The sequence below is a fragment of the Reyranella sp. genome (assembly GCF_965228225.1).
GTDB lineage: Bacteria > Pseudomonadota > Alphaproteobacteria > Reyranellales > Reyranellaceae > Reyranella.
On the sequence record NZ_OZ245801.1, the window covers coordinates 208,257 to 224,521 of the forward strand.

A 16,265-nucleotide genomic window follows, 5' to 3' on the forward strand; every position below is an offset into this window, starting at 1 on the left:
TTGCGCCGGAGAGTTTCCACCGGGCGGGCTTGCTACAACGGAGGCCTCCGGAGACCGCCGCATGCCCATCGTTTACCTTCTTTTCGCTCTCGTTCTCTCAAGCTTCGGCGCCCACGCGCAGACGGCGGCGCCCGACTTCTTCGCCTTCGTGCTGCTGGGCGAAGGAAGCGATGGCCAGCCCGTGCCGATGGTGCGCAGTGTCGCCGAACGCACGACGGCCTGTCCGATGCTCCGCACCTCGGCGGGAGGCGCCACAATCCCCATGATGGCGCGCCGCCGCCCGCCGGGCGGCCATTTCGACGAGGTGACGGTCTGCGAAGCGCGCTATCCGGTGGGCGAGGCGGCCAGTGTCTTCCTGGGCGATCGCCGCATCGATCTCCCGAGGGTCTCGCTCGACACGCCACGCCGGGTCGTGCTGATCGGCGACAGCGGCTGTCGCGGGCCGGCCAAGGACAAGCCGCAGGAGTGCGACGGCGACGGCTTCGCCAAGGTCTGGCCGTTCGGCGTGCTGTCCGACGAGGAGGCTGACAAGCGTCCCGACCTGATCGTGCATGTCGGCGACTACAATTATCGCGGCACCGAGCGCGGCCTGGTGCTGCCGCCCAGCCTCACCGGCTATGCCGCGCCGCTGAACGTGAATGTCTACGATACCGGCGATCTCGACGACGAGGACATCGCCAGCCTGCCGATCGGCGCGGCCTACTGGAGCCAGAACATCGAAGGCAGCCCGAACCCGGACAGATGGGCCAACTGGCGCGACGATTTCTTCAGGCCGGGGGCCAAGCTCCTGGTGGCGGCCCCCTGGCTGATGAGCCGCGGCAACCACGAACTCTGCAGCCGCGGCGGTCCCGGCTGGTTCTACCTGCTCGATGCCGGGTCGACACTGCTGGGTCCGGGCCACAGGCAGGTGGAGTGTCCGCCGCAGCTGCCGCCGGACTGGCGGCCCGGCGCCTGGCCCAAGCCGCCGGCACAGCCCTTCGCGGGACTGACCTTTCCGACCCATACTTCGGCACCGTTCCGCCTGAAGCTCGGCCGCCTCAACATCATCGCCGTCGATTCGGCGAACGCCGCCGACGCCGTGTTGTTCAATCTCGACACGTACATTTCGCAGTATCGCGACGTGGCGCGGATGCTGGCCGAGGATTCGACACCGACCTGGGTGGTGACGCACCGGCCGATCTGGGCGGTGGTGAAGCGCGACAAGGGCGGACCGATCGGCCTCACCCCCTACGGCTTCATCAACGAGACCCAGCGCGAGGCCATCGACCGCGTGTTCGGTCGCGGCCTGCCGCCTCACGTCACCGCGGTCGTCGCGGGCCACATGCACCGCTTTCAGGCGATCGGCTTCGAGGGGCCGCGCCCGCCGCATCTGGCCGTCGGCACCGGCGGCATGGAACTGTCGCACGTGCAGCCGCCGCCTTCGCCGGACAATCCCAAGGCTCCCATCCGCGTGGAAGGGCTGGACAGAAGCCCCGCCTGGGTCGTCGGCCTGCGCGACTTCGCGGCGATGATCGTGCGACCGCTGGAAGACGGCACCTGGACCAGCGTCCTCTACGGCACCGAAGGCGAGACCCTGGCGATCTGCGATTCGCGATGGCCGGGTCCCGGCCACAAACGCTCGGTATGTGAGCTCCAGTAGCCGTCAGCCGCATCGGCTGCGCGAGCTGGCGGTGGCTCCAGGCGTCGTCGCCCCCGAAGGTGTGTTAGTGCTTCTTCAGGCCGGCATCCTGGACCGGCCGCGTTGGTCTTCGAGATTGTTCGGTTCTTTCACCTGTCGTGCTCACGGCAGCCAGGAGTATCCAGATGACGAAACGCATCGGCATTCTGACGAGCGGCGGCGATTGCGCCGGCCTCAACGCCACGATCCGCGCGGTGGCGCTGCGGGCGCATCATGGCCATGGCTGGACGACGATCGGCCTGCGCTACGGCACGCTGGGCCTGCTCGAGCGCCCCGTCGAGGCCGTGACTCTCGATCCCGACCGGCTGAGCGCCGCTTTGGCACGTCAGGGCGGCACGTTCCTCGGCAGCACCAATCGGGGCGATCCCTTCGCCTTCCCGATGCCCGACGGCAGCCGCAAGGACCGTTCCGGCGAAATGATCGAGGGGCTGAAGCAGCTCGGCCTCGACGGGCTGATCGGGGTCGGCGGCGACGGCAGCCTCGCCATCCTGCGCAAGCTGCTGGGGCCCTCGGGGATTCCCTTCGTCGGCGTTCCCAAGACCATCGACAACGATGTCGGCCACACCGAGCGCGCCGTCGGCTACTCGACCGCCGTCGCCATCGCCACCGAGGCGCTCGACCGGCTGCAGCCGACCGGTACCAGCCACGAACGCACCATGGTGCTCGAAGTGATGGGCCGCGACGCCGGCCACATCGCCATCGCGGCCGGCATCGCCGGCGGTGCCGACGTCGTGCTGATTCCCGAAATCCGCTGGAAACTGGAGACCGTCGTCCAGCATATCGCGCAGCTGCGGGCGGTGGGCCGCACGTCGGCGCTGGTCGTGGTGGCGGAAGCCGCCGGTCAGTCGGACGAGGCCGTGGATCCTGCCGCCGACGCGCCCGATCACGGCGTCGGGGACTGGTTGGCCAAGCGGCTGGCCAAGGCCACCGGCGCGGAAGCGCGCGCCACCGTGCTGGGGCATGTGCAGCGCGGCGCCATGCCGACGGCAGAGGACCGGCTGCTCGCCTCGGCGCTGGGCGTGCGGGCGGTCGACCTGCTGGCGGAAGGGAAAGGCGACCACATGGTGGCCTGGTGGAACCGCCAGGTGATCGACGTGCCGCTCGCCAAGGTGGTCGGCCGGTCACGCACCGTCGATGCCGACGGCACCCTCATCCGCACCGCCCGCGCCTTGGGGATCTGCCTGGGGGACGCTGTCTAACAGCCCTTCCGTCTCACCTTGACCCATCCACCTCATCCTGAGGAGGTCGCGCAGCGACCGTCTCGAAGGATGGGCAACAAACGTGGTGCGCGTGCCCACCCTTCGAGACGCTCACTGCGTTCGCTCCTCAGGGTGAGGTCAGTGTTGGAATGCCCGGTTCGAATTATGGTCGGAGTCGGGCGGATAAACGAAATAAACGAAATAAACGAAATAATCGAAACAAACGAAGCCAGAGTCGCACCCTTCCGTGACTCCGGAGCCGTCGTGACCGTTGAGCTTCGGAAAAGCCTTTTAAAACAACCCGCTAGGCGAGATCGCTGCGCGACAGCCAGAAGACTTCGCCCTCGCTCAGCTCGGTGTCGAGCCAGATGAAGGGAAGCCGCGGATAGGCGGCTTCGAGCGGCGGGCGGCCGCGGCCGATCTCGCAGACCAGGGCGCCGCTCTTCGTGAGATGCGCGGGCGCTTCCGCGAGGATGCGATGGACCAGGTCCAGCCCGTCGTCGCCGGCGGCCAGCGCCATGCGCGGCTCGTGCCGGAACTCGGGCGGCAGCTTCGCCATGCCGCCGGCATCGACATAGGGCGGGTTGCTGATGATGAGGTCGTAGCGCTGGCCCTGCAGCGGCTTGAAGAGATCGCCGCGATGCACGGTGATGCGGTCGCCGAGACGGTGCGTCGCCACGTTGCGCCGGGCGAGCGCGAGTGCGCCGGCCGACAGGTCGACGGCATCGATCTTCGCGCGCGGGAAGGCGAGCGCGGCCAGGATGGCCAGGCAGCCCGAGCCGCAGCAGAGATCCAGGATAAGGCGCGGCCGGGCGGTCGGCAGGGCCCCGCCGGCCAGCAGGTCGCCGATGAAGGAGCGCGGGATCAGCGCCCTGCGGTCGATGTGGAACCGCACGCCGTGCATGTAGGCGGCTTCGAGGAGATAGGGCGCCGGCATGCGCAGCCCGATCCGCGCCTCGATCAAGGTCATCAGGCGCGCCTTCTCGGGGGCCGTCGGCACGAGGTCGAGCCACGGGTCGATGCGGGCGATCGGCAGACGCAGCGCCTCGAGCACCATGAAGGCGGCCTCGTCGACGGCACTGGTCGTGCCGTGGCCATAGGCCAGCCTCGCGGCGCGGAAGCGCGCGACGGCGAAGTGGAAGAAATCACCCAGGGTGACGAGAGAGGATTTGGTCGCGCGTGCCATGCGGGCCTACATTAGCGGATATGAATCGCCGCGCGCTTCTTTTCGCCGGACTCGCTGTCGCGGCGACCGCCGGGGCTCCGGCACGCGCCGTCCCGGCCGAGATCAGGGTGATCCTGATCGGCGGCCCCGACTGTCCGCCCTGCGTGCGCTGGAAGCGCGAGTATCGCGAAGCCTGGATCGCCTCGCCCCAGTTCCGCCAGGTCGTCTGGGAGGAGGTCGAGGCGGCGCGCTTCCGCGAGGTCTATCAGGAGCGATACTGGCCGGGCGATCTCGCGCCCATCCTGACCCAGATCCCGCGCAAGAGCGGGGCGCCGCGCTTCCTGATCGTCCAGGCGGGCCGCATCGTGTCGAACCATCTCGGCGTCAGCAAATGGGCCAGCACGCTCGACGACCTTCGCAAATTTCTGGGATAGCAACATGGCAGGCGCTCTCGACGGTCTGGTCGTTCTCGACCTCACGACCCATCTCTCCGGTCCCTTCTGCGGTATGCAGCTCGCCGACATGGGCGCCGACGTCATCAAGATCGAGAGCCCGCAGGGCGATTCCATGCGCGGCGCGCCGCCCTTCATCGAGGGCGAGTCGGCACCGTTCATGCTGTGGAACCGCAACAAGCGCGGCCTCAAACTCGATCTCAAGAACGAAGACGATCTCCAGGTCTTTTGGGACCTGGTCGACGGCGCCGACGTGGTGCTGGAGAATTTCCGCCCCGGCGTGATGAAGCGGCTGGGTCTCGGCTGGGACGCGCTGCACGCGCGCAACAAGCGGCTGGTGCTGGGCTCGATCTCGGGCTTCGGGCAGACCGGTCCCTATGCCGGCCGCGGCGGCTTCGACCTGATGATCCAGGCGATGTCGGGTCTCATGTCCGTGACGGGCCCGAAGGACGGCCCGCCCTACCGCATTCCGCTCGCCATCTCCGACGTGGGCGCCGGCCTCTATCTCACCATCGGCGTGCTCAGCGCGCTGCAGGCGCGGCACAAGACCGGTGAGGGCCAGTGGGTCGAGACCTCATTGCTCGAAGCCACCGTGTCGCTGGGCGTCTATGAGGCCGCCAATTTCTTCGCCAACGGCATCCGGCCGGAGAAGCTCGGCCAGGCGCATCGCGGCTCCTCGCCCTATCAGGTGTTCCAGACGGCCGATGGCTGGCTGACCATCGGCGGCGCGCAGCAGAATTTCTTCCGCAGGCTCTGCGCCCTGATCGGCCGGCCTGAACTGCCCGAGGATCCGCGCTTCAAGGCCAACGCCGACCGGGTGAAGAACAACGAACAGATCGTCGCCATCCTCCAGGCGGAGATCGCCAAGCGCACGACCGACGACTGGATGGCGACGCTGGAGAAAGAGGGCATCCCGGCCGGGCCGGTGCTGCATCACGACGAGGTCTTCGCCGATCCGCAGATCCTGGCGCGCGGCATGGTCGCCGAGGTCGAGCATGCCAAGGCCGGCAAGCAGAGGACGCTGGGCGTGCCGCTCAAGCTATCGGCGACGCCGGGAAGCGTTCGCCGCCCGGCGCCGATGCTCGGCCAGCACGATTCGGAGATCCGAGGTGCGAAGGGCCGCTGAATGGAGGCCGAGCTTTGCTTGGCCTACCAGCGCGAGCGCTGATATTTGTCGGGGACGCCGTCGCCGTTGCGATCGCGGTCGTAGCGGTCCGGAATACCGTCCCGGTCGCTGTCCCTCGCGCGATGATAGGACGGCCTCGGCGGAGCCACCGGCACCGGCACGTAGCGGGTCTGGGTGATCACCTGCGGCCGGGGTGGCGGCGGTGCGTAGTAGGTCGGGGCCGGCCGGTAGTAGCTCGGCTGGCTGACATAGTTGTTGGAATAACCGTAGTTCGAGCCGTAGCCGGGGCTGTAGCCATAAGTCGTCGGATAGCCCGACTGTTCAACGCACCCCGCCGTCACCATCACAAGGCCCGCGGCGGCGAGCCAACTGACGCAGCGCATTCTGTTCCCTCCAGGAGGAACGCCCGATGTCGATGGGGACGTTCCCATGAAAGCAGAGTCGCGAGCGACGGCGGCGGCGCGTGGACGCAACGGCGTCTTATTGAAGGCCAGCCGTGATCGAGTCGTGACCGGACGCAAAAACGGCTCCCGGATGTCTCCGGGAGCCGTCCTCGTGACTGCGGCGGACGATTATCGCTGGAACGCGTCCGGGACGTGGTCGCCGTTGGCATCGACGTCGCGCCGGTTGGGAACGCCGTCCCGGTCGTAGTCGCCGTTGGGACCGCGCGGGTTGGGCGGGCGGGCGTAGTACGCGTTATTGTTGTAGCCGCTGTTGTTGTAGGCGTAGTTGCCGCCGTAGGCCGGACGGGGGGCGGGGTTGTAGGCAGGGCGGGTATTGTAGCCGTTGTTGTAGGCGTACGAATTGTCGTAGCCGGTCTGGGTGCACGCCGCGGTCGCGGCCAGCAGGCCCGCCGCCATCACGAACTTCAGCTTGTTCATCGCTACCTCCGTTTGGGGTCGAACCGTGTCTCGCGACAGGTGCTCCCTCTAGAACGAGGTACGTCGCCGGAAGTGGCATCGCCCGGGCGAAAATATGAAGTTGTGTAAAGTCGACCGCCCGGCAACCGCTGGGGATGCCGGGCGTTCGCTGCCGTCGTTTCTCTATGGCGCGCCCTTAGAGCGCACCGGGCGCCGGGCCGCGCGCGACCTTGGCGTTGAGCTTGGGTGGGTGGGTCACGATCGACTTCAGTGCCGGCACCGGCTTGTGCAGCTTGGCGATGTTGGGCAGCGGCCGGGCGAGCACCGGGTTGGTCTTGAACGCCTGCTCCATCGCATGGGCCGCCCCCAGCACTTCGCCATCGCCGCGGAAGCGGCCGACCACCTGCAGGCCGAACGGCATCTTCTTGTCGTCGACGCCGCACGGGAGCGAAACCGCCGGGTTCGACGTCAAGGTGACGAAGTACTTGGTCGCCATCCAGTGATAGTAGGTGCCGAGCTTCTTGCCATCCATCTCCTCGATGTAGAGCTGCTTCCACGGGAAGGGCGAGAAGCCGACGGTCGGACCGATGACCAGGTCGTACTCCTTGTAGATCTCCTGGAAAGCCCGGAAGATCCGCGTCTGCTCGCCATGGGCCCAGGCAAAGTCGGCCAGGCTGAGCTTCGCGCCGAGCTCGTAGTTGGCGATGATGTTCGGCCCGAGCATCTCTCGCTTGTTCTTGTAGGCATCGTGGTACCGAGAGAGGAAGCTCACGGCGCGGATGACGTCGAAGCAGCGGTCGGCGTCGCCATAGTCGACGTCCACCTTGTCGAGGCTGCGGAAGAACGGCTTCATCGCCTTGATCTTCTCGCGGAAGGTCTGGCGGATCGACTTCTCGACCGGCGCGCCGCCGAAATCCTCGGTGTAGGCGACCCTGAGGCTGCCGAGATCGACCGGCCACGGCTCGGCATAGGCTTCCGGCTCAAGCGGGAAGGAGAGCGGATCGCTGTCATGCTGGCCGACCTGCGTGGCGAACAGCAGGCAGACATCGGCGACGTTGCGGCCCATGGGGCCCAGCACCGAGATCGGCGTCCAGCCCATGGCGCGCCGTTCGACCGCGACCATGCCGGGCGAGGGGCGGAAGCCCACGACGCCACAGAAGGCGGCAGGGTTGCGCAGGCTGCCGCCGGTGTCCGAGCCGGTGCAGACCGGCAGCATGTCGGTGGCGAGCGCGGCGGCCGAGCCGCCCGACGAGCCGCCGGCGTTCAGCATCGGGTTGAAGGGGTTGCCGGTGGCGCCCCAGACAGGGTTGCGGCTGTTCGAGCCGGCGCCGAACTCCGGCACGTTGGTCTTGCCGACCACGATCGCGCCGGCGGCACGCACGCGGCCGACCATGACGTTGTCGTAGCCCGGCACATAGTCGCGATAGAGCGGCGAGCCATAGGTGGTGAGGAGGTCCTTAGTCTCCTCGAGATCCTTGATGCCGGTCGGCAGGCCGTGCAGCAGAGGCAGGTCCTCGCCGCGGCGCACCGCGGCCTCGGCCGCCTTGGCTTCCTTGCGCGCGCGGTCGACGCACATCGCGGTCACGGCATTGACGGCCGGGTTCACCTCCTCGATGCGCTCGAGGCAGGCGTCGAGCAGTTCGACCGGCGAGATTTCCTTGGTGCCGATGCGGCGGCGCATCTCCACCGACGACAGGGAGACGAGTTCTTCTTTCGACATAGCTTCCTCTTCTTGAAATCGATTACGGCCGGTGCAGCTTGACGGGTTCGCGCGTCACGGTGCGGCGGCCGTTCTTGTAGGCGGCCAGGACCGGCGCGATGGTCCTGAGCGCCATGACGGAATCAGGGGCATCGAGCACGACCAGATCGGCCGGACCGCCGACGGCGATGCCGTAATCGTCCTTGCGCATCAGCTTGGCGGCCGTCTTGGTCGTCATGTCCCACAGCGCCTTCACTTCGTCGTCGTTGGCGCGCTGGGTGACGATCGCGTGCATGTTGACCTGGCGCAGCAGCTGGCCGTCACCGAACGGCGTGAACGGATTGAGGATGTTGTTGGAGGCGACCGAGCAGGTGACGCCGCGCTCGGTCAGGAAGTTCAGGTCGAGGACGTTGCGCGGCACGTTGTGGTCGGTGTGGCGGCCGCCGAGATAGAGGTCGGTCGCGGTCAGCACGGTTGCGGCGACCCCGGTGCCGGCCATGCGCCGGGCGACCTTGTCGAGGTCCTTGAACGGCATGGTCGAGAGCTTGCCGACGTGCCCGACGGCGACCCGGCCGCCCCATTTGTATTTCTCGGCGAGATCGCAGACGAGCAGCGTGTCGAGATGCTCGGCCGTGGGGCCGCTGTCGACATGCATGTCGATGTCGGCATCGAACTCGCGTGCCAGTTCGAAGACGCGATGGATCTGGGCGGCGCTGTCGCTGTCGTAGCTGGGGGCGGCGCCGACGACCCTCGCGCCGTTCTTCAGCGCCTCGACCATCAGCTCGTCGGTGCCGGGATTGTTGGTAAGGCCCTCCTGCGGCATCACGCAGATCTCGATGTCGATCGCCCACTTGTACTTGTCGACCAGCGCCTTGACGCCCTCGAACCCGCGCATCCCGATCTTGGGATCGACCTCGCAATGGGGGCGCATGCGGGTGGCGCCGTGGCTGATGCATTTCTCGATGGTCGCGGAGGCACGCTCGATCACGTCCTCGACCGTCATCGTGTGCTTGACCGCCGACACGCGCTCCATCGCGAGGTGCGGCATGCGCTTGGTGTTGTGCTCGCAGCGGCCGAGGATGCAGGCCTTGTCGAGATGGATATGGGTGTCGACGAAGCCCGAGCAGACGAGTCGGCCGTGGCCCTTGTATTCTTCCCGGGCGCTGCCGCCCAGCTTCGGTGCGATGGCGGCGATGCGGCCCTGGACGACGCCGATGTCGGTGGTCGGTTGATCGGGCGTACTGTCGGCGAGCCGCACATCGCGCAAGACAAGGTCGAAATCCATCATCACTCCAGTCGCCGGCGGCGGCCGGCACGCATGTTGCACCATGCCGTCGGCCATTAACAGCCCGACGGCCCCGGAGGCTCAGCAAGAACCATGCTTTCTCGACGTCATCTCCTGATCGCCGGCGCCGCCTCCGCCGTCGCCGTCGCTTCTCCGGGCATCGCCGCGGCGCAGACTGCCGCCTGGCCGACCAAGCCCATCCGCTGGATCGTCAACTTCCCGCCCGCGGGCGCGGCTGACATCATGTCACGGGCGCTGGCGGAGTATTTCGGCACGAAGCTCGGCCAGCCCATCGTCGTCGAGAACAAGCCGGGCGCCGGCGGCATGCTGGGGGCGGACATCGTCGCCAAGGCGCGCGGCGACACCCACATCGTCATGATCTCCAGCGCGGCGTCGCACGGCATCGGACCCGTTCTCTACAAGGACGTGCCCTACGATCCGCTGGCCGACTTCACGCATATCCATCTGGTCGGCACCTTCCCCAGCGTGCTGGCGGTGAATGGCACGTCGCCGATCGGCTCGGTGCAGGAACTGATCGAGATGGCGCGCGCCAAGCCGGGCGAGGTGACCTACGGCTCGGGCGGCAACGGCACCATGAACCATCTCGTGGGGCAGCTGCTGGCCCTCGCGGCCAAGGTGCAGCTCACGCACATTCCCTATCGCGGTTCGGCGCCGGCGATGAACGACCTGATGGGCGGCCAGATCACGGCACTGATGGAGAGCCTGCCAACGGCCAGCGGCTACTTCACCTCCAAGCGCATGAAGCCGCTGGCGGTGAGCGAGGACCAGCGCGCGCCGACCCTGCCGGACGTGCCGACCTTTCGCGAAGCGGGATTCCCCGAGGTCGTGGCGACCAACTGGTTTGGCTTCTCCGCGCCGGCCGGTATCCCGCCAGAGATCGCCAAGCGGTGGGAGGTGGAGATCGCCGCCGCCCTGCAAAGCGCCGAGATCAAGGAGCGGTTCGACAAGCTCGGCATCCGGCCCGGCACGCTGGGCGCGGCGGGTTACACCGCACTCATTGCCAAGGAACTGCCGCGCTGGCGCGAGGTGATCAAGGCGGGAAATATCCGCGCAGACTGATTGCCTCGTGCGCCGCTTCCGGCACAATGCGCGCCGGAGGAAATCAAGATGGTGCATCCGCTTCGCGACAAGGCGGCGGTGAGCGGCATTGGCGAGACCGCGTACACGCGCGGCACGACCAAGAGCGGGCTCGCGCTGCAGCTCGAGGCCAGTCTCAAGGCGCTCGACGATGCCGGGATCGATCCGCGCGACGTCGATGGTGTCATTCCGTACTTTCCGGGCGGGGCGATCGCCGAGGACTTCATCGCCAATCTCGGGCTGAAGGATCTTACGCTCTCGGCCTTCATTCCGATGGGCGGTGCCACCTGCGTCGCCGCCATCCAGATGGCGGCGATGGCGGTGACGACCGGCGTCTGCAAGCACGTGCTGATCTCGGTCGGCCGCACGGGCTACTCCGGCTCGCGCGTGTCCACGCGCCTGCAGCAGTTCCCGGTGTTCGCCCAGGCGGCCGAGTTCGAGGCGCCGATCGGCATGTTCGCGCCCGCCCAGCTCTACGCCCAGGGCGCGCGCCGCCACATGGAACTCTACGGCACGACGGCGCGGCAGTTCGCCGAAGTGGCCGTCGTCACGCGCCAGCATGCGATCCTCAACGGCAACGTCGTGATGAACAAGCCGCTGACGGTCGAGGATCATCATGCCTCGCGCATGATCTCCGATCCGTTCCGCCTGTTCGACTGCAGCCTGGAGAGCGACGGCGGCGCGGCGGTCATCATCAGCGCCACCGATCGCGCGAAGGACCTCAGGAAGCCGCTCGTCACCATCGCCGGCACGGCCGAAGGCCATCCCGACTCGCCCGCGTCGATCGCGCAGCGGCCCGACCTGCTGGAATTCGGCCTGGTGAAGTCGGCGCCGCGCGCCTTTGCGATGGCGGGCGTCGGTCCGAAGGACATCGACGTCGCCGAGATCTACGACTGCTTCACCTTCACGGTGATCCGTCAGCTCGAGATCCTGGGCTTCTGCAAGACCGGCGAGGGCGGGCCGTTCGTGATGGACGGCCGCATCGGCCTTGGTGGCGAGCTGCCGATCAACACCCATGGCGGGCTGCTGAGCCAGGGCCATGTGGTCGGCCTCAACCATGTGATCGAGTTGACACGGCAGCTTCGCGGCGAAGCCGGTAGAGCGCAGGTGAAGGATGCCGAGACAGGCCTCGTCACCGGCTATGGCGACATGGGCGACGGGTCGATCGCGATCCTGAGGAGAGCGGCATGAGCCAGGCTCCCCTACCGGTCGCGCCGGCCCCCGAGCGCCCGCTGCCGACGCCGACCCGCGAGAGCCAGCCGTACTGGGATGGCATGCGTGAAGGTCGCTTCCTGCTGCAATACTGCTCGTCCTGCGGCAAGGTCCGGCACTATCCGCGGCCGGTTTGCCCGCACTGTTTCTCGATGGAGAGCGAGTTCAGGGAAGCGCCGCTGGGTGGCAGCCTCCATGCCTGGACGGTGTGCCATCATCCGTTCAACTTCTTCTTCAAGGCTTCGGCGCCCTACATCGTGGCGCTGGTCGACATGGATGCCGGCGTGCGGGTCAATGCGCAGCTGCATGGCATTCCCGAGGCCGAGCTGAAGATCGGCCGGCGTGTGAAGCTCGGCTTCGAGCCGGTCAACAAAGAGGTGACGCTGCCCGTCTTCGTCGCCGAATAGATAAGACAGAGAATCCTGGGAGGAAGAAAATGAAGCGTTCCGTATTCGTGGCGTCGGCCTTGGCCGCGCTGCTGCTGCCGTTTGCCGTCTCGGCGCAAACCGATTGGCCGACCAAGCCGGTCTCGCTGGTCGTGCCCTATCCGCCGGGCGGCGTGAACGACGCCGTGGCCCGCGTCTATGCCGAGAAGCTCTCGGCCGAACTCGGCAAGCCGTTCATCGTCGACAACCGTGCCGGCGCGGCCACCACGGTGGCCTCCAACTTCGTCGCCAAGGCCGCACCCGATGGCTACACGATCTATGCCGCCGGCACCTCGCTGATCATCAACCCGACGCTCACGGGCCAGGTCCAGTACGACCCCAACAAGAGCTTCGAGCTCGTGTCGCTGATGTCGTTCACGCCGTTCATCCTGCACGTGAACGCGGACTTCCCCGCCAAGACCATGGCCGAGCTGATCGCCTACGTGAAAGCCAACCCTGGCAAGTTCAACATCGCGAGCTCGGGCATCGGCGCCACCAACCATCTGGCGGCCGAACTGCTGAAGGCGCAGGCCGGGCTCAACATCACGCACGTTCCCTACAAGGGCGGCGCGCAGGCCGGACAGGACGTGGCCTCGGGCCAGGCGCAGATGATGTTCTCGGCCGCGCTCGAGGCCAAGCCGGTGCTGGCGACAGGCCGCACCCGGGCCATCGCCATCTCGAGCCTCAAGCGCTCGCCGGCCTTCCCCGACATCCCGACCGTGGTCGAGTCGGCAGGCCTGCCCGATTTCGAGGCGGTGTTCTGGCAGGGCATGATCGTGCCGGCCGGCACGCCCAAGGCGATCGTCGACAAGCTGCAGAAGGCGATCGCCAAGATCGCGGCCGAGCCCGAGATGATCGAGCGCTTCAAGCCGCAGGGTGTGGAGATCCGCGCCTCGACACCGGCCGAGTTCAAGACCTTCCTCGAGAAGGAGGAGAAGCGCTGGACGACGCTGATCAAGGAACAGAACATCAAGCCGGAGTAAGCGCCGGCTGTACAGAAAGTCCTCACCCTGAGGAGCACCGCGAAGCGGTGCGTCTCGAAGGGTGGGCAACGACGAGACTGTGGCTCACCCTTCGAGACGCGCCCTGCGGGCGCTCCTCAGGGTGAGGTAGGTGACTTGGTCGAGCGCTTTTAGAGCGCTTTCCGAAGCGTGAGATTGAAGCGGCGGCGTCCGGTCAGCGGATGCTCGCCGCTTTTCAATGTCAGGACGCCGTGATGGAAGAGGCGGGACGGGCCGCCCCAGACCACCACGTCGCCATGCTCCAGCGCGACCTTCCGGACGGGATCGGCGCGCTTCGGTCCGCCGAACTGGAAGGTGGCGGGCAGGCCGAGGGAGACCGACACGATGGGATGAGCATAATCGGCCTCGTCCTTGTCCTGGTGCAGCGACAGCTTCGCGCCAGGCTCGTAGCGGTTGATCAGGCAGGCGTCGGGAACGAAGGTCGCGAACCCCGCCGCGCTTGCCGCTTCGTCGGCCAGCGCGAGGAACCCGGCGGGCATTGCTGGCCACGGCGCGCCGCCGTGTGGGTCGTGCGCCTGATAGCGGTAGCCCGACCGATCCGTGACCCAGCCGGCCGCGCCGCAATTGGTCATCGCCACCGACATCTCGAAGCCGCCGGGCGTCATCATGCGCCGGAACGGCGCCTGGGCCGCGATCTCGTCAATCGCCGCCAGCAGCGCGAGATCACGCTTTCGTGCGAATCCACGCAACAGCGTGGCGCCGGGCGCCAGCGCCTCCTTTCCGCCATCTGCGTCGAACAGGCTTTGCTGCATCGCACCGATATAGGGCATCTTCCGCCGGAAGCATCAGGAGTAGCGTGATGAGGAACTGGATCACTGCCGCCGCTGTGATCGTCGCCGGCACGGCGAGCGCGGCCGGCCCCGCCGCCGCGCAATCGGGTGAGGCCTCGAAGGGCCAGCGCGTCTTCAACACCCAGTGCAAGTCGTGTCATACGCTGGAGAAGGACGGCGCGCAGGTGACAGGCCCCAGCCTGCACGGTCTATTCGGCCGCAAGGCCGGCACCAGCGCGGGCTATACCTATTCCGATGCGATGAAGAATTCGGGCATCGTCTGGGACGAGACGACGCTGGCCGACTACAACCGCGATCCCAAGGGCAAGGTGCCCGGCACCAAGATGCTCTACAACGGCGTGAAGAATGCCGGCCAGCTCGCCGACCTCGTCGCCTATCTCAAGGAAGCGACGAAGTAGTCAGCGCGTCATCGCGTCGACCAGATCGTTTAGGGAGGCCTCGGCCGCCACCGGGTCCGCCTTCGTGCCATTCCACTCCAGCCAGATGGAGAGGAAGTGGTTGCGATAGCCGGTCATCGCCAGCGTCGAGTAAACCGGGACCTGGGTCTTGGGGATGACGCCCCGCAGCGTTGCGCAGCGAAAGGAGATCCCGCCCGGGAAACATTCGGCGGGGCCGCTCACGATCTCCAAGTGCTCCGCTTCCGGGATGAGCTGGCGGATTTCATCGAGAAGCTGGTCGAATTTTTCGGCAACCAGCGTGCTGTCGGCCCCGGACGGTATCGAGGTCAGGCCACCGTTGAAGAGATTGACGCGGGCTACGCCATCGACCGGCGATGCCACGAAGTAGTTCCAGCTGTAACCAAATTCGGGCCTTCCTTCGCTTCTTCCGTAATCGATTGACCGCAACAGTCGGATGTCGCGGCCGACGATGGACGGAAACTTCAGGCCGGTTGCCGGATGGATCGCGGGCGCGCTCGTCGGCGATCCTGTGGGTTGGGCGCTCGTCGACGCTAAAGAGACGGCCAACATCACGATCGCCACCACGACACGCGCTGTCATCGCACCCATGAGTTCTCCCTTTCGGAGTGACTCTAGGCGTGCGCGGTAAAGCTGTCGCGCGCCCGCACATAGGCGAACGAGCCCAGGACGAGACCGGCAGCGAGCATGCCGAAGACCCAGCGATAGGCGGTGTCGCCCGCCCCGAAGGCCTCGACGACGTAGCCGGCGCCGGCCGGCAGCACGGCGAGCCCCAGGCATTGGGCCATGTTCACGGTGGTGACGCCGCGGCCTGCCAGCCGGTCAGGAAAAAGCGCGCGGCCCTGCGCCACGATCACCGTGCCGTAGGCGCAAAAGAAGCAGAAGGCGATCAGCAGCGAGACGGCGAGCCAGAGCGGCGGTTGCGGCAGCGCGGCCAGGATCGCCAGCAGCACCATGGAGATCGCCGCCCCTCCGAACACCACGCGCTTGCGCGAGCGCAGGACGCGATCCATCGGCCCGTAGGCCAGGATGCCCAGGATCTGCGCCACGCCCATGGCGAGCAGCACGTTGCCGCGGGCGACGCCATCGAGCTTGTGCACGTCGTAGAGATAGGGACCGCCCCACACGCCCAGCACCGTCAGCATCGTTGCGTAGGCGAAGAAGTGCATGGAGAGCACCGGGCCGAGGCCGGGCGTCCGCCACACTTCCCACAACCCGCGCAGGATCTGACCTGGTGATTCGCGCGCGGGCTCGGGGCCGCGATATTCCGGCGGCCGGTCGCGCACGAAGACCAGGAAGCCCACCGCCACCAGCAGCGTGACGACGGCGAGCCCCAGGAAGCCGCTGCGCCAGCCGACCGTGGCCGCGATCCAGGCAAGCGGCGTGGCGGCCGCCAAGGTGCCGATGTTCGAGGCCGCGAACACCCAGGAAAGGCGCGTGGCAAGCTTGGCCGGCTCGAACCAGCGCGAGCACAGGAACACCACCGACATGAACGAGGCGGCGCAACCCACGCCCACGATGGTGCGGCCGGCGATCAGGTCGGTGGCTTCGGTGGCGCGGGCGATCCACAGCGAACCCAGCATGGCGAGCAGGGACAGGGCCGCCACCGTCCGGCGCGCGCCGAACCGGTCGAACCACAGGCCGACGGGGATCTGCACGGCGAACAGGGCGAAGAAGAAGGCGCTGCCCGCCCAGCCGAGCTGGCGCGCGCTGAGATCGAGATCGCGCACGAGCTCCGGCGCGATCACGCTGTTCGACACGCGATAGAACTGGCTGAGGCAGGTGACGGCGATCAGCAGGATGAGGAGGGGCAGTCTCGACGCCATGGCCCGGCTTG

17 protein-coding genes are annotated in these 16,265 nt (G+C 67.3%); 9 read left to right on the top strand and 8 right to left on the bottom strand.

Features of this window, described 5'->3' with window-relative positions; all coding sequences use genetic code 11:
• Positions 1 to 61: 61 nt before the first annotated feature.
• Both ACO07K_RS00965 and ACO07K_RS00970 read left to right on the top strand, forming a co-directional pair.
• The gene (locus ACO07K_RS00965) at positions 62 to 1,639 is read left to right on the top strand and encodes a metallophosphoesterase (protein WP_422034056.1); all 1,578 of its coding nucleotides are present in this window, start codon (positions 62 to 64) and stop codon (positions 1,637 to 1,639) included.
• 164 nt (positions 1,640 to 1,803) lie between these two features.
• Complete coding sequence (locus ACO07K_RS00970; protein ID WP_422034057.1) at positions 1,804 to 2,877, top strand: ATP-dependent 6-phosphofructokinase; 1,074 nt, start codon at positions 1,804 to 1,806, stop codon at positions 2,875 to 2,877.
• Positions 2,878 to 3,181: 304 nt separating this feature from the next.
• On the opposite strand, the gene prmB is transcribed toward ACO07K_RS00970, so the two are convergent.
• Entirely contained in the window at positions 3,182 to 4,063 is an 882-nt protein-coding gene (gene prmB / locus ACO07K_RS00975) for a 50S ribosomal protein L3 N(5)-glutamine methyltransferase (RefSeq protein ID WP_422034058.1), read from the bottom strand.
• A 20-nt stretch (positions 4,064 to 4,083) separates the two neighbouring features.
• Between prmB and ACO07K_RS00980 the strand changes: the two genes are divergently transcribed.
• Complete coding sequence (locus ACO07K_RS00980; RefSeq protein ID WP_422034059.1) at positions 4,084 to 4,476, top strand: hypothetical protein; 393 nt, start codon at positions 4,084 to 4,086, stop codon at positions 4,474 to 4,476.
• Positions 4,477 to 4,480: 4 nt separating this feature from the next.
• Positions 4,481 to 5,620 (top strand): CaiB/BaiF CoA transferase family protein, encoded by a 1,140-nt coding sequence (locus tag ACO07K_RS00985; RefSeq protein WP_422034060.1) that lies wholly within the window; start codon positions 4,481 to 4,483, stop codon positions 5,618 to 5,620.
• A gap of 23 nt (positions 5,621 to 5,643) precedes the next feature.
• On the opposite strand, the gene ACO07K_RS00990 is transcribed toward ACO07K_RS00985, so the two are convergent.
• From ACO07K_RS00990 to ACO07K_RS01005, 4 genes are all read right to left on the bottom strand, one after another.
• Entirely contained in the window at positions 5,644 to 6,003 is a 360-nt protein-coding gene (locus tag ACO07K_RS00990; protein ID WP_422034061.1) for a thrombospondin type 3 repeat-containing protein, read from the bottom strand.
• A gap of 189 nt (positions 6,004 to 6,192) precedes the next feature.
• Positions 6,193 to 6,501 carry a hypothetical protein gene (locus ACO07K_RS00995; protein WP_422034062.1) on the bottom strand — a complete coding sequence of 103 codons (309 nt, stop codon included), beginning with the start codon at positions 6,499 to 6,501 and terminating at the stop codon, positions 6,193 to 6,195.
• 175 nt (positions 6,502 to 6,676) lie between these two features.
• Positions 6,677 to 8,200, bottom strand: a complete 1,524-nt coding sequence (locus ACO07K_RS01000; protein WP_422034063.1) for an amidase — start codon at positions 8,198 to 8,200, stop codon at positions 6,677 to 6,679.
• A 22-nt stretch (positions 8,201 to 8,222) separates the two neighbouring features.
• Entirely contained in the window at positions 8,223 to 9,464 is a 1,242-nt protein-coding gene (locus tag ACO07K_RS01005; RefSeq protein ID WP_422034064.1) for an amidohydrolase family protein, read from the bottom strand.
• 93 nt (positions 9,465 to 9,557) lie between these two features.
• Here ACO07K_RS01005 and ACO07K_RS01010 point away from each other — a divergent pair, with 93 nt between their 5' ends.
• The 4 genes from ACO07K_RS01010 to ACO07K_RS01025 are packed head-to-tail and all read left to right on the top strand — an operon-like array spanning position 9,558 to position 13,182.
• Positions 9,558 to 10,544, top strand: a complete 987-nt coding sequence (locus ACO07K_RS01010; RefSeq protein WP_422034065.1) for a Bug family tripartite tricarboxylate transporter substrate binding protein — start codon at positions 9,558 to 9,560, stop codon at positions 10,542 to 10,544.
• 48 nt (positions 10,545 to 10,592) lie between these two features.
• Positions 10,593 to 11,753: a thiolase family protein gene (locus ACO07K_RS01015; protein WP_422034066.1), complete on the top strand. Its 1,161-nt coding sequence runs from the start codon at positions 10,593 to 10,595 to the stop codon at positions 11,751 to 11,753.
• Positions 11,750 to 12,181 carry a Zn-ribbon domain-containing OB-fold protein gene (locus ACO07K_RS01020; protein WP_422034067.1) on the top strand — a complete coding sequence of 144 codons (432 nt, stop codon included), beginning with the start codon at positions 11,750 to 11,752 and terminating at the stop codon, positions 12,179 to 12,181. The genes ACO07K_RS01015 and ACO07K_RS01020 overlap by 4 nt, the downstream gene beginning before the upstream one ends.
• Before the next feature lie 29 nt (positions 12,182 to 12,210).
• Positions 12,211 to 13,182 carry a Bug family tripartite tricarboxylate transporter substrate binding protein gene (locus ACO07K_RS01025; protein WP_422034068.1) on the top strand — a complete coding sequence of 324 codons (972 nt, stop codon included), beginning with the start codon at positions 12,211 to 12,213 and terminating at the stop codon, positions 13,180 to 13,182.
• A gap of 149 nt (positions 13,183 to 13,331) precedes the next feature.
• On the opposite strand, the gene alkB is transcribed toward ACO07K_RS01025, so the two are convergent.
• Positions 13,332 to 13,973, bottom strand: coding sequence for a DNA oxidative demethylase AlkB (gene alkB, locus ACO07K_RS01030; RefSeq protein ID WP_422036615.1), 642 nt, complete (start codon positions 13,971 to 13,973; stop codon positions 13,332 to 13,334).
• A 47-nt stretch (positions 13,974 to 14,020) separates the two neighbouring features.
• On the opposite strand from alkB, the gene ACO07K_RS01035 reads away from it, so the two are divergent.
• On the top strand, positions 14,021 to 14,410 hold the full coding sequence (locus tag ACO07K_RS01035) for a c-type cytochrome (protein WP_422034069.1): 390 nt from the start codon (positions 14,021 to 14,023) through the stop codon (positions 14,408 to 14,410).
• Here ACO07K_RS01035 and ACO07K_RS01040 read toward each other — a convergent pair whose 3' ends face one another.
• Both ACO07K_RS01040 and ACO07K_RS01045 read right to left on the bottom strand, forming a co-directional pair.
• A complete protein-coding gene (locus tag ACO07K_RS01040) occupies positions 14,411 to 15,019 on the bottom strand; it encodes a hypothetical protein (protein ID WP_422034070.1) in 609 nt (202 codons plus the stop codon). It abuts the gene before it with no gap.
• Positions 15,020 to 15,042: 23 nt separating this feature from the next.
• Positions 15,043 to 16,254: an MFS transporter gene (locus ACO07K_RS01045; RefSeq protein WP_422034071.1), complete on the bottom strand. Its 1,212-nt coding sequence runs from the start codon at positions 16,252 to 16,254 to the stop codon at positions 15,043 to 15,045.
• Between the last annotated feature and the right edge of the window lie 11 nt (positions 16,255 to 16,265).

Bases quoted from the DNA above. Each gene is read 5' to 3' on its own strand.
- ACO07K_RS00965 (WP_422034056.1), top strand. From the start codon at position 62: ATGCCCATCGTTTACCTTCTTTTCGCTCTCGTTCTCTCAAGCTTCGGC.
- ACO07K_RS00970 (WP_422034057.1), top strand. From the start codon at position 1,804: ATGACGAAACGCATCGGCATTCTGACGAGCGGCGGCGATTGCGCCGGC.
- prmB (WP_422034058.1), bottom strand. From the start codon at position 4,063: ATGGCACGCGCGACCAAATCCTCTCTCGTCACCCTGGGTGATTTCTTC.
- ACO07K_RS00980 (WP_422034059.1), top strand. From the start codon at position 4,084: ATGAATCGCCGCGCGCTTCTTTTCGCCGGACTCGCTGTCGCGGCGACC.
- ACO07K_RS00985 (WP_422034060.1), top strand. From the start codon at position 4,481: ATGGCAGGCGCTCTCGACGGTCTGGTCGTTCTCGACCTCACGACCCAT.
- ACO07K_RS00990 (WP_422034061.1), bottom strand. From the start codon at position 6,003: ATGCGCTGCGTCAGTTGGCTCGCCGCCGCGGGCCTTGTGATGGTGACG.
- ACO07K_RS00995 (WP_422034062.1), bottom strand. From the start codon at position 6,501: ATGAACAAGCTGAAGTTCGTGATGGCGGCGGGCCTGCTGGCCGCGACC.
- ACO07K_RS01000 (WP_422034063.1), bottom strand. From the start codon at position 8,200: ATGTCGAAAGAAGAACTCGTCTCCCTGTCGTCGGTGGAGATGCGCCGC.
- ACO07K_RS01005 (WP_422034064.1), bottom strand. From the start codon at position 9,464: ATGGATTTCGACCTTGTCTTGCGCGATGTGCGGCTCGCCGACAGTACG.
- ACO07K_RS01010 (WP_422034065.1), top strand. From the start codon at position 9,558: ATGCTTTCTCGACGTCATCTCCTGATCGCCGGCGCCGCCTCCGCCGTC.
- ACO07K_RS01015 (WP_422034066.1), top strand. From the start codon at position 10,593: ATGGTGCATCCGCTTCGCGACAAGGCGGCGGTGAGCGGCATTGGCGAG.
- ACO07K_RS01020 (WP_422034067.1), top strand. From the start codon at position 11,750: ATGAGCCAGGCTCCCCTACCGGTCGCGCCGGCCCCCGAGCGCCCGCTG.
- ACO07K_RS01025 (WP_422034068.1), top strand. From the start codon at position 12,211: ATGAAGCGTTCCGTATTCGTGGCGTCGGCCTTGGCCGCGCTGCTGCTG.
- alkB (WP_422036615.1), bottom strand. From the start codon at position 13,973: ATGCAGCAAAGCCTGTTCGACGCAGATGGCGGAAAGGAGGCGCTGGCG.
- ACO07K_RS01035 (WP_422034069.1), top strand. From the start codon at position 14,021: ATGAGGAACTGGATCACTGCCGCCGCTGTGATCGTCGCCGGCACGGCG.
- ACO07K_RS01040 (WP_422034070.1), bottom strand. From the start codon at position 15,019: ATGGGTGCGATGACAGCGCGTGTCGTGGTGGCGATCGTGATGTTGGCC.
- ACO07K_RS01045 (WP_422034071.1), bottom strand. From the start codon at position 16,254: ATGGCGTCGAGACTGCCCCTCCTCATCCTGCTGATCGCCGTCACCTGC.